We start from the raw sequence: 9968 nt of genomic DNA on the forward strand, positions 1-9968 counted from the left end.
CGCCAGGGCGTTGACCATGCGCTCCAGACCTTTCACGGCGAGGTGCTCGGTCTGCACCGGGATCACCAATTGCTGGCTCGCCGCGAGAGCGTTGACCATCAGCACACCGAGCAACGGCGGGCTGTCGATGATCGCGTAATCGAAGTCCTGCCACAGTTGCGCCAGACTCTTGGCGATCACCAGACCCAGGCCACTCTGCCCCGGCGACTGGCGCTCAAGGGTGGCCAGTGCGGTGCTCGATGGCAGCAGGGAAATGCGTTCGTCGCTGGTCGACAACAGCAACTGCCCCGGCAGGCCTTGCGGCACGCTGCCCTTGTGCAGAAACAGGTCGTAGTTGCTGTGTTCCAGGCTGTCGGGGTCGTAGCCGAAATAGCTGGTCATCGAGCCGTGCGGGTCGAGATCGACCACAACCACGCGCTTGCCCGCCTCGGCCAGCAATCCGGCTAAAGCGATGGAGGATGTGGTTTTACCGACACCACCCTTTTGATTGGCGACTGCCCAGACTCTCATTCAGTTCGTTCCTCCCGGCCAGGTTGATTGACCGAGACATGCTTCAGCGTGTTAATGCGGGCGACGGAGAATTGACGGCACTCTCGCGTCCCGGCGTCTTGACCGGGGTCGGTGCAGTTTGTGTGCCAGCGCGCTTCAACGCCGCATCCGGTTGCGCATTGGCGGTTCCGGTGCCCGTCAGGCTGCGGCGCACATCGAGATTGCGCGACACCACCAGCACCACTCGACGGTTCTTCGCCCGGCCTTCGACCGTGGCGTTGTTGGCCACTGGCTGGAATTCGCCGTAGCCCACCGACGCCAGTCGCCCAGGGTTCACGCCCTGCATGGCGAGCATGCGCACGATGCTCGCCGAGCGCGCCGAGGACAGTTCCCAGTTGGTCGGGTACTGCGCGGTGCGGATCGGCTGATCGTCGGTGAAGCCTTCGACGTGGATCGGGTTGTCGAACGGTTTGAGGATCGCCGCGACCTTGTCGATGATGTTGAACGCGATGTCGCTCGGCATGGCGTCGCCGCTGCCAAACAACAGGCTGGAATTGAGCTCGATCTCGACCCACAACTCGTTGCCGCGCACGGTCATCTGGTTGGAGCTGATCAGATCACCGAAGGCGGCGCTGATGTCATCGGCGATGCTTTTCAGCGGGTCGCTGGCCCCGGAAATACCGGCGTCGACCTGCTCGGCATCCTTGACCAGCGGCTTGGCCGGGGTCACGGTTTTCGGTCGTTCGTCGCCGATCGGAATCGGTTTGAGCGAGCGATCGGAGTCGGTAAACACGCCGATCAGCGCTTCGGAAATGACTTTGTACTTGCCTTCGTTGATCGACGAGATCGAGTACATCACCACGAAAAACGCGAACAGCAAAGTGATGAAATCCGCGTAGGACACGAGCCAGCGCTCGTGATTGACGTGTTCTTCCTGGTGGCGACGACGAGCCATGAGGTTATTCCCTTAGTCCATGAAGCCTTGCAGCTTCAACTCAATGGAACGAGGGTTTTCACCTTCGGCGATCGACAGAATTCCTTCCAGCAACATTTCGCGATAACGCGACTGCCGCAACGCGATGGACTTGAGCTTGGCCGCGACCGGCAAGAGGATCAGGTTGGCACTGGCCACGCCATAGATGGTCGCGACGAACGCCACGGCAATGCCGTTACCCAGCTGCGACGGATCAGCGAGGTTGCCCATCACGTGAATCAGGCCCATCACCGCACCGATGATGCCGATGGTCGGCGCGTAGCCGCCCATGCTTTCGAACACTTTGGCCGCTTCGATATCGCGGGATTCCTGAGTGTAGAAATCCACTTCGAGAATGCTGCGAATCGCCTCCGGCTCGGCGCCGTCGACCAGCAGTTGCAGACCCTTGCGCGAGTAGCTGTCAGGTTCGGCGTCGGCCACGCCTTCGAGGCCGAGCAAGCCTTCCTTGCGCGCCGTCAGGCTCCAATTGACCACGCGGTCGATGCCGCCGGCCAGGTCGACACGCGGCGGAAAGAAGATCCAGCCGAGAATCTGCATAGCGCGCTTGAACGCGCTCATCGGCGATTGCAGCAGCGCAGCACCGACCGTGCCGCCCAGCACGATCAGCGCTGCCGGGCCGTTGGCCAGCGCGCCGAGGTGGCCGCCTTCAAGGTAGTTGCCGCCGATGATGGCGACGAACGCCATGATGAGGCCGATAAGGCTGAGAACATCCATCAGATACACGCCTCGACGATGTGCTTGCCGATGTCGTCCAGACCATACACGGCGTCAGCCAGGTCGGCTTTGACGATGGCCATCGGCATGCCGTAGATCACGCAGCTTGCTTCGTCCTGCGCCCACACCGAACTGCCGCCCTGCTTGAGCAGACGCGCGCCTTCGCGGCCGTCGGCGCCCATGCCGGTCAGCACCACTGCCAGAACCTTGTCGCCGTAGGACTTGGCTGCAGAACCGAAAGTGATGTCCACGCACGGCTTGTAATTCAGACGTTCGTCACCCGGCAGAATCTTCACCGCGCCACGGCCGTCGATCATCATCTGCTTGCCACCCGGCGCCAGCAGCGCCAGGCCCGGACGCAGGATGTCGCCATCCTCGGCTTCCTTGACGCTGATACGGCAGAGCTTGTCGAGACGCTCGGCAAACGCTTTGGTGAACGCGGCCGGCATGTGCTGGATCAGCACGATCGGCGCCGGAAAATTCGCCGGCAATTGCGTCAACACACGTTGCAGCGCGACCGGGCCGCCCGTCGAAGTGCCGATGGCAACCAGTTTGTAGGCTTTGCGTTTCGGTGCCGGCGACGAAGCGCTGGCAGCGGATGCACGGGCAGGCGCGGGCGCAGGCGCTGGTGCCGGACGTGCCGGGACAGGGCTGCTGTGGCTCGTGAGGCTGCCGTAGCTCGACGCTGCCGGAGCAGGCGCTGGCGCTGGCGCAGCGGCGGGAGCCGGCGCGCTGTAGGCACTGAAACGACGATTGCTGCGCGAGATGCTGTGGACTTTCTCGCACAGCAGTTGCTTGACCTTATCGGGATTGCGCGAAATGTCTTCGAAATTCTTCGGCAGGAAATCCACCGCGCCGGCGTCCAGCGCATCGAGGGTTACCCGTGCACCTTCATGCGTGAGCGAGGAGAACATCAACACCGGGGTCGGGCAGCGCTGCATGATGTGCCGCACTGCCGTGATGCCGTCCATCATCGGCATCTCGTAGTCCATGGTGATCACGTCAGGCTTGAGGGCCATGGCCTGATCGATCGCCTCTTTACCGTTGGTGGCCGTGCCGACCACCTGGATGCTCGGATCCGCCGAAAGAATTTCCGAGACGCGGCGGCGGAAAAAACCCGAATCGTCCACCACCAGGACTTTGACTGCCATAAACACTCCATTAGGTGCAGCGGCGCGTCAACGCGCCGCCGCCCCGGATTCAAATACGCTTTGTGGCGTAACGCTTGAGCATGCTTGGAACATCGAGAATCAGCGCAATGCGGCCGTCACCGGTGATGGTGGCGCCGGACATGCCCGGAGTTCCCTGGAGCATTTTGCCCAATGGCTTGATGACCACTTCTTCCTGGCCGACCAGTTGATCGACGACGAAGCCGATCCGCTGTGTGCCCACCGAAAGAATCACCACATGGCCTTCGCGCTGCTCTTCGTGAGCGGCGGAGCTGACCAGCCAGCGCTTGAGGTAGAACAATGGCAGCGCCTTGTCGCGCACGATCACCACTTCCTGACCGTCGACGACGTTGGTGGTCGACAGGTCGAGGTGGAAGATTTCGTTGACGTTGACCAGCGGGAACGCAAAGGCCTGATTGCCGAGCATGACCATCAGCGTCGGCATGATCGCCAGGGTCAGCGGCACCTTGATGACGATCTTCGAGCCCTGGCCCTTGGTCGAGTAGATGTTGATCGAACCGTTGAGCTGGGAAATCTTGGTCTTCACCACGTCCATGCCGACACCACGGCCGGACACGTCGGAGATCTCGGTCTTGGTCGAGAAACCCGGGGCGAAGATCAGGTTGTAGCACTCGGTATCGCTCAGGCGATCGGCCGCGTCCTTGTCCATCACACCGCGTTTCACCGCGATCGAACGCAGGACGTTCGGGTCCATGCCTTTGCCATCGTCGGAGATCGACAGCAGGATATGGTCGCCTTCCTGCTCGGCCGCCAGCACCACGCGACCGCCACGGGCCTTGCCCGATGCTTCGCGTTCTTCCGGCGACTCGATGCCGTGGTCGACGGCGTTGCGCACCAAGTGGACCAGCGGGTCGGCAAGAGCCTCGACAAGGTTTTTGTCGAGGTCGGTTTCTTCACCCACCAGTTCCAGGTTGATCTCTTTCTTGAGCTGCCGTGCGAGGTCGCGAACCAGACGCGGGAAGCGCCCGAAGACCTTCTTGATCGGCTGCATCCGCGTCTTCATTACGGCGGTCTGCAGGTCAGCGGTGACCACGTCGAGGTTCGACACGGCCTTGGACATGGCTTCGTCGCCGCTGTTGAGGCCCAGGCGCACCAGACGGTTACGCACCAGCACCAGCTCGCCGACCATGTTCATGATCTCGTCGAGCCGCGCGGTATCGACGCGCACGGTGGTTTCTGCTTCGCTGGCCGGTTTTTCTGCCGGTGCAGCGGCTGGCGCACGGGCCGCAGCCGGTGCAGCAGCGGCGGCCGGTTTCGGCGTCTCGGCTTTCGGTTCAGGCTTGGCGGCAGGTTTCGGCACAGCAGCGGCAGCCGGAGCTTTCGCCGTTGGCGTGGCGACGCTCGACGCAGAGCCGGCAGTCGCAGCGCTGGCGTCAAACTTGCCTTTGCCGTGCAATTCGTCGAGCAGCGATTCGAATTCGTGATCGCTGATCAGGTCACTGCCGGCCGCAGCGGCTGCCGGTGCAGCAGGTGCTGCCGGCGCCGAAGCGATGGCCGATTCCAGCGCGTCAACGGCGAAGTTGCCCTTACCGTGCAACTGATCGAGCAAGGCTTCGAATTCGTCGTCGGTGATGTCCGAGCTGTCGCCCGCAGCAGGCGCGGCCGGAGCAGCCGGCGCTGCTGGTGCCGCCGGAGCGACCGCATCCACAGCAAACTGGCCTTTGCCATGCAGTTGATCGAGCAGCGATTCAAATTCGGCGTCGGTGATTTCATCGCTGGCCGCCGTGTCGGCAACCTGCGCGGGCGCCACGGCAGCGGCCGGGGCCTCGGCCTGGGCCTTGACGGCATTCAGCGAGTCCAGCAGTTGTTCGAATTCGTTATCGGTGATGTCGTCCGAGGAGTCGCTTTCAACGACCAGTTCTTCGATCATCTCGGCAACCGGCGAAGCCGGGGCTTCATCCGCCGATTGCGGTTCGGCCAGACGCGCCAGCGCGGCCAGCAGCTCCGGCGTCGCAGCGGTGATCGGTGCACGTTCACGGACTTCGCTGAACATGCTGTTCACCGCGTCCAGTGCTTCGAGCACCACGTCCATCAGTTCTGCATCAACGCGACGCTCACCCTTGCGCAGGATGTCGAACACGTTTTCGGCGATGTGACAGCACTCCACCAGCTCATTGAGCTGAAGGAAGCCGGCGCCCCCTTTTACAGTGTGGAAACCGCGAAAAATTGCATTGAGCAGATCTGCATCATCCGGACGGCTTTCCAGCTCGACCAGTTGTTCGGACAGTTGCTCAAGAATCTCGCCGGCCTCAACCAGGAAATCCTGAAGGATCTCTTCATCGGCGCCGAAGCTCATTAATGGGGTGCTCCTACAGGTCTAAAAACCCAAAAAACCCGAATTCCGAAACTCTAGAATCCAAGGCTGGATAACAAATCGTCCACATCGTCCTGACCGGACACAACGTCTTCTCGTTTATCGGCATGAATCTGCGGACCTTCACCCTGCGAGAGATGTTTTTGTGGATCTTTTTCAGCAAGCATTGCGGCGCGGTCATGTTCGATGCCCGCAAAGCGGTCGACCTGACTGGCCATGAGCACGAGTTTGAGCAGATTGCTTTCGACTTCGGTGACCAGTTGGGTCACACGCTTGATCACTTGACCTGTGAGGTCCTGGTAATCCTGAGCCAGCAGGATGTCGTTGAGGTTGCTCGACACCGCACGGTTGTCCGTGCTGCTGCGTGACAGAAAACCGTCGACCCGGCGCGCCAGTTCGCGGAACTCTTCAGCCCCGACCTCGCGACGCATGAAGCGGCCCCAATCGGCGCTCAACGTCTGCGCTTCATCAGCGAGACTGTTGACCACCGGCGTGGCGCTTTCCACCAGATCCATGGTGCGGTTGGCCGCGGCTTCCGTCAGCTTGACCACATAGCCCAGGCGTTCGGTGGCGTCGGTGATTTGCGACACTTCCTCGGCCTGCGGCATGTGCGGATCGATCTGGAAATTGACGATCGCACTGTGCAGTTCACGTGTGAGCTTGCCCACTTCCTGATACAGGCCGCGGTCACGGGTCTGATTGAGCTCATGGATCAGTTGCACCGCGTCGCCGAACTTGCCTTTTTCAAGGCTCTCGACCAGTTCGACCGCGTGTTTTTTCAGGGTCGATTCGAAATCGCCCTGTGATGATTCGTTATGCTCCATAGCTCCCCCGCGCATTCATCAGCCGATGCGTTCGAAAATCTTCTCGATTTTGTCTTTCAACGCTTGAGCCGTGAAAGGTTTGACCACGTAACCGTTCACACCGGCCTGGGCGGCCTCGATGATCTGCTCGCGCTTGGCTTCAGCAGTCACCATCAACACCGGGAGGTGCTTGAGTTTTTCATCGGCGCGCACGTGACGCAGCAGGTCGATACCGGTCATGCCCGGCATGTTCCAGTCCGTTACCAGAAAGTCGATGCTGCCGCTGTTGAGCACCGGAATGGCAGTGGTGCCATCGTCGGCCTCGACGGTGTTGGTGAACCCAAGATCGCGCAGCAGGTTCTTGATGATCCGCCGCATCGTTGAGAAGTCATCAACGATGAGGATTTTCATGTCTTTGTTCAATTCGACCTCCAAGCAGTCTTAAACGCGCCCAGCACCTGGACGCGCCACTTCAATCAATCGGCATAGCACTCGAAGTTTGTCTGGAGCACAACGGATCGAGACCGGCGCCGTTCATCACCGCACCAGCCTCGTTTCGCAGTGTCCCCACACTGCCTTCAGCGCGCTCGCCACTCCCCCAAACGCCCCCGCAGACGGGCCGCGCACTGGCTGTGTAACTGGCTGACCCGCGATTCACTGACGCCAAGGACTTCACCGATTTCCTTGAGGTTCAGCTCTTCGTCATAGTACAGCGCCAACACCAGTCGCTCACGCTCCGGCAAATTGGCAATCGCGTCCGCCAGCGCCGCCTGGAAGCGTTCATCTTCCAGATCGCGTGACGGCTCCATATGAGCACTCGCGCCATCCTCGTGCAGCCCTTCGTGTTCGCCGTCCTGCAAGAGGTCGTCGAAACTGAACAGGCGACTGCCCAAGGTGTCATTCAGAATCCCGTAGTAATCGTCGAGACTCAATTGGAGTTCGGCCGCAACCTCGTGATCTTTAGCGTCACGGCCGGTTTTAGCTTCAATCGAGCGAATCGCGTCGCTGACCATCCTGGTATTACGGTGAACCGAGCGTGGCGCCCAATCCCCTTTGCGCACTTCATCGAGCATCGCGCCGCGGATTCGAATGCCCGCGTACGTTTCGAAACTGGCGCCTTTGCTGGCGTCGTATTTGGTCGAGACTTCGAGCAAACCGATCATCCCGGCCTGGATCAGGTCTTCGACCTGCACGCTGGCCGGCAGGCGCGCCAGCAAGTGATAGGCAATGCGCTTGACCAGTGGCGCGTAACGCTCGATCAATTCGTATTGCGCGTCACGCGCCGACTTTTTGTAAAGATTCATGCCACTGGCGGTCATATCACAGGCCCTGCGGTTTGCTGCACGAGACGCTCGACGAAAAATTCCAGATGCCCGCGCGGGTTGGCCGGCAGCGGCCAGGTGTCGACCTTCTGGGCGATGGCCTTGAAGGCCAGCGCGCACTTGGAACGGGGAAAGGCTTCGTAGACGGCGCGCTGCTTCTGCACCGCTTTGCGCACGCTTTCGTCGTACGGCACCGCGCCGACGTATTGTAGGGCGACGTCAAGGAAGCGATCCGTGACCTTGGTCAACTTGGCGAACAGGTTGCGCCCTTCCTGCGGGCTCTGCGCCATGTTGGCCAGCACGCGGAAGCGGTTCATGCCGTAATCGCGGTTGAGCAACTTGATCAGCGCGTAAGCGTCGGTGATCGAAGTCGGCTCGTCGCAGACCACCAGCAACACTTCCTGGGCGGCACGAACGAAACTGACTACCGAGTCACCAATACCCGCAGCGGTGTCGATCACTAGCACGTCGAGATTGTCGCCGATGTCGCTGAACGCCTGGATCAGGCCGGCGTGTTGCGCCGGGCTCAGGTGCACCATGCTCTGCGTGCCGGAGGCAGCCGGCACGATGCGAATCCCGCCCGGGCCCTGCAACAGCACGTCGCGCAGTTCGCAACGGCCTTCGATAACGTCGGCCAGTGTGCGCTTGGGTGTCAGCCCCAGCAGAACGTCGACGTTCGCCAGGCCCAGGTCGGCGTCCAGCAGCATGACCCGACGGCCAAGCTCTGCCAGCGCCAGCGACAAGTTCACTGACACGTTAGTCTTGCCGACGCCACCTTTGCCGCCGGTCACCGCGATCACCTGTACGGGATGCATGCTGCCCATGTTATTTCTTTACCTTGTCTTGCATAGACGGAGGCCACATTACTGGCTGCGCGTTCCTGATCGGAACAATGCGTGGCAGACCATCGATGTAGGTACAAAAACTGTTCATGATTACCTCAGCCAACCTGCTTGGTCGGGCTGTGATAGATATCAGCGAACATGTCAGCCATGGCTTCTTCGCTGGGTTCTTCCTGCATTTGCACGCTGACGGCGCGGCTGACCAGTTGATGACGACGCGGCAGATGCAAATCATCCGGAATCCGTGGGCCATCGGTCAGGTACGCGACCGGCAATTCATGACTGATCGCCAGGCTCAACACTTCGCCGAGACTGGCCGTTTCATCCAGTTTAGTCAGGATGCAGCCGGCCAGCCCGCAACGCTTGTAACTGTGATAAGCGGCGGTTAGAACCTGTTTCTGGCTGGTGGTTGCCAGGACCAGATAATTTTTTGAGCGAATGCCACGCCCGGCCAGGCTCTCAAGCTGCATGCGCAACGCCGGATCACTGGCTTGCAGGCCGGCAGTATCGATCAAAACCACGCGTTTGCGTAGCAGTGGATCCAATGCCTGCACCAGCGACTGACCCGGATCGACGTGCGTCACCGGCACGTTGAGAATGCGTCCGAGGGTTTTCAGTTGTTCCTGCGCGCCGATGCGGAAGCTGTCCATGCTCACCAGTGCAACGTTCTGCGCGCCGTACTTGAGCACGTAACGCGCGGCGAGCTTGGCTAGCGTGGTGGTCTTGCCCATGCCGGCGGGGCCGACCATGGCAATCACACCGCCCTCTTCCAGCGGCTCGACTTCCGGTACGGCAATCATCCGCGCCAGGTGGGCCAGCAGCATGCGCCAAGCCTGACGGGGTTCTTCGATATCGGTGATCATCGCCAGCAGATCGCGCGACAGCGGGCCGGACAGGCCGATGCGCTGCAGACGGCGATACAGATTGGCCTGGGCCGGACGGCTGCCTTGCAGCTGATTCCAGGCCAGGGTGCCGAGCTGAACTTCCATCAGCTCGCGCAGGCTGTTCAATTCAAAACGCATCGAATCCAGCGCACGCGGATCGACACCCGCCGAGGCCTGCGCAGGCGCTGCGGCCGGGCGCGTCGGGGCGGCGTAGGTCGGCTCGCTCAGTGGTTCGGCAGCAGTCAGCGGCAGGCCTGCGGTCAACGGCAGCCCGGCGAACAACTGCTGATTGGTGTTGCCGTCGGCTTCGCCACGCAGGCTCAGCTCGGCCTGGGCGGTGACGATGCGCGACTGGGTCTTGCGCAGCTCGTCTTCGAGTTCCATGTTCGGAACCCGTGGCGCCAGCGCCGACAGTT

General features: G+C 61.2%; 10 protein-coding genes. All 10 read right to left on the minus strand.

Annotated features, from left to right (window positions below; all coding sequences use genetic code 11):
• A partial coding sequence (locus OQK_RS03000; RefSeq protein WP_016771053.1) for a ParA family protein occupies positions 1 to 510 on the minus strand: 510 nt, incomplete at its 3' end.
• A gap of 43 nt (positions 511 to 553) precedes the next feature.
• Positions 554 to 1444 (minus strand): flagellar motor protein MotD, encoded by an 891-nt coding sequence (gene motD / locus OQK_RS03005; protein WP_016771054.1) that lies wholly within the window; start codon positions 1442 to 1444, stop codon positions 554 to 556.
• Positions 1445 to 1456: 12 nt separating this feature from the next.
• Positions 1457 to 2197, minus strand: coding sequence for a flagellar motor protein (locus OQK_RS03010; RefSeq protein WP_016771055.1), 741 nt, complete (start codon positions 2195 to 2197; stop codon positions 1457 to 1459).
• Entirely contained in the window at positions 2197 to 3348 is a 1152-nt protein-coding gene (locus OQK_RS03015) for a protein-glutamate methylesterase/protein-glutamine glutaminase (protein WP_016771056.1), read from the minus strand. Before OQK_RS03015 ends, OQK_RS03010 begins: the two co-directional genes overlap by 1 nt.
• Before the next feature lie 49 nt (positions 3349 to 3397).
• Positions 3398 to 5683: a chemotaxis protein CheA gene (locus OQK_RS03020; RefSeq protein ID WP_016771057.1), complete on the minus strand. Its 2286-nt coding sequence runs from the start codon at positions 5681 to 5683 to the stop codon at positions 3398 to 3400.
• A gap of 53 nt (positions 5684 to 5736) precedes the next feature.
• Positions 5737 to 6525 carry a protein phosphatase CheZ gene (locus tag OQK_RS03025; RefSeq protein WP_016771058.1) on the minus strand — a complete coding sequence of 263 codons (789 nt, stop codon included), beginning with the start codon at positions 6523 to 6525 and terminating at the stop codon, positions 5737 to 5739.
• Between the two features lie 18 nt (positions 6526 to 6543).
• Positions 6544 to 6915: a chemotaxis response regulator CheY gene (locus OQK_RS03030; RefSeq protein WP_024012118.1), complete on the minus strand. Its 372-nt coding sequence runs from the start codon at positions 6913 to 6915 to the stop codon at positions 6544 to 6546.
• Positions 6916 to 7082: 167 nt separating this feature from the next.
• Entirely contained in the window at positions 7083 to 7823 is a 741-nt protein-coding gene (gene fliA, locus OQK_RS03035) for an RNA polymerase sigma factor FliA (RefSeq protein WP_016771059.1), read from the minus strand.
• Entirely contained in the window at positions 7820 to 8650 is an 831-nt protein-coding gene (gene fleN / locus OQK_RS03040; RefSeq protein WP_016771060.1) for a flagellar synthesis regulator FleN, read from the minus strand. Before fleN ends, fliA begins: the two co-directional genes overlap by 4 nt.
• Positions 8651 to 8766: 116 nt before the next feature.
• Positions 8767 to 9968: flagellar biosynthesis protein FlhF (flhF, locus tag OQK_RS03045; RefSeq protein WP_038860478.1), on the minus strand; the 1202-nt coding region annotated here is incomplete at its 5' end.

The sequence above is a fragment of the Pseudomonas sp. R62 genome, from assembly GCF_000257605.1.
Classification (GTDB): Bacteria; Pseudomonadota; Gammaproteobacteria; order Pseudomonadales; family Pseudomonadaceae; genus Aquipseudomonas; species Aquipseudomonas atacamensis.

What these genes read in the sequence shown, in the direction of transcription:
- motD (WP_016771054.1), bottom strand. Translation starts at nt 1,444, where the DNA reads ATGGCTCGTCGTCGCCACCAGGAAGAACACGTCAATCACGAGCGCTGG.
- OQK_RS03010 (WP_016771055.1), bottom strand. Translation starts at nt 2,197, where the DNA reads ATGGATGTTCTCAGCCTTATCGGCCTCATCATGGCGTTCGTCGCCATC.
- OQK_RS03015 (WP_016771056.1), bottom strand. Translation starts at nt 3,348, where the DNA reads ATGGCAGTCAAAGTCCTGGTGGTGGACGATTCGGGTTTTTTCCGCCGC.
- OQK_RS03020 (WP_016771057.1), bottom strand. Translation starts at nt 5,683, where the DNA reads ATGAGCTTCGGCGCCGATGAAGAGATCCTTCAGGATTTCCTGGTTGAG.
- OQK_RS03025 (WP_016771058.1), bottom strand. Translation starts at nt 6,525, where the DNA reads ATGGAGCATAACGAATCATCACAGGGCGATTTCGAATCGACCCTGAAA.
- OQK_RS03030 (WP_024012118.1), bottom strand. Translation starts at nt 6,915, where the DNA reads ATGAAAATCCTCATCGTTGATGACTTCTCAACGATGCGGCGGATCATC.
- fliA (WP_016771059.1), bottom strand. Translation starts at nt 7,823, where the DNA reads ATGACCGCCAGTGGCATGAATCTTTACAAAAAGTCGGCGCGTGACGCG.
- fleN (WP_016771060.1), bottom strand. Translation starts at nt 8,650, where the DNA reads ATGGGCAGCATGCATCCCGTACAGGTGATCGCGGTGACCGGCGGCAAA.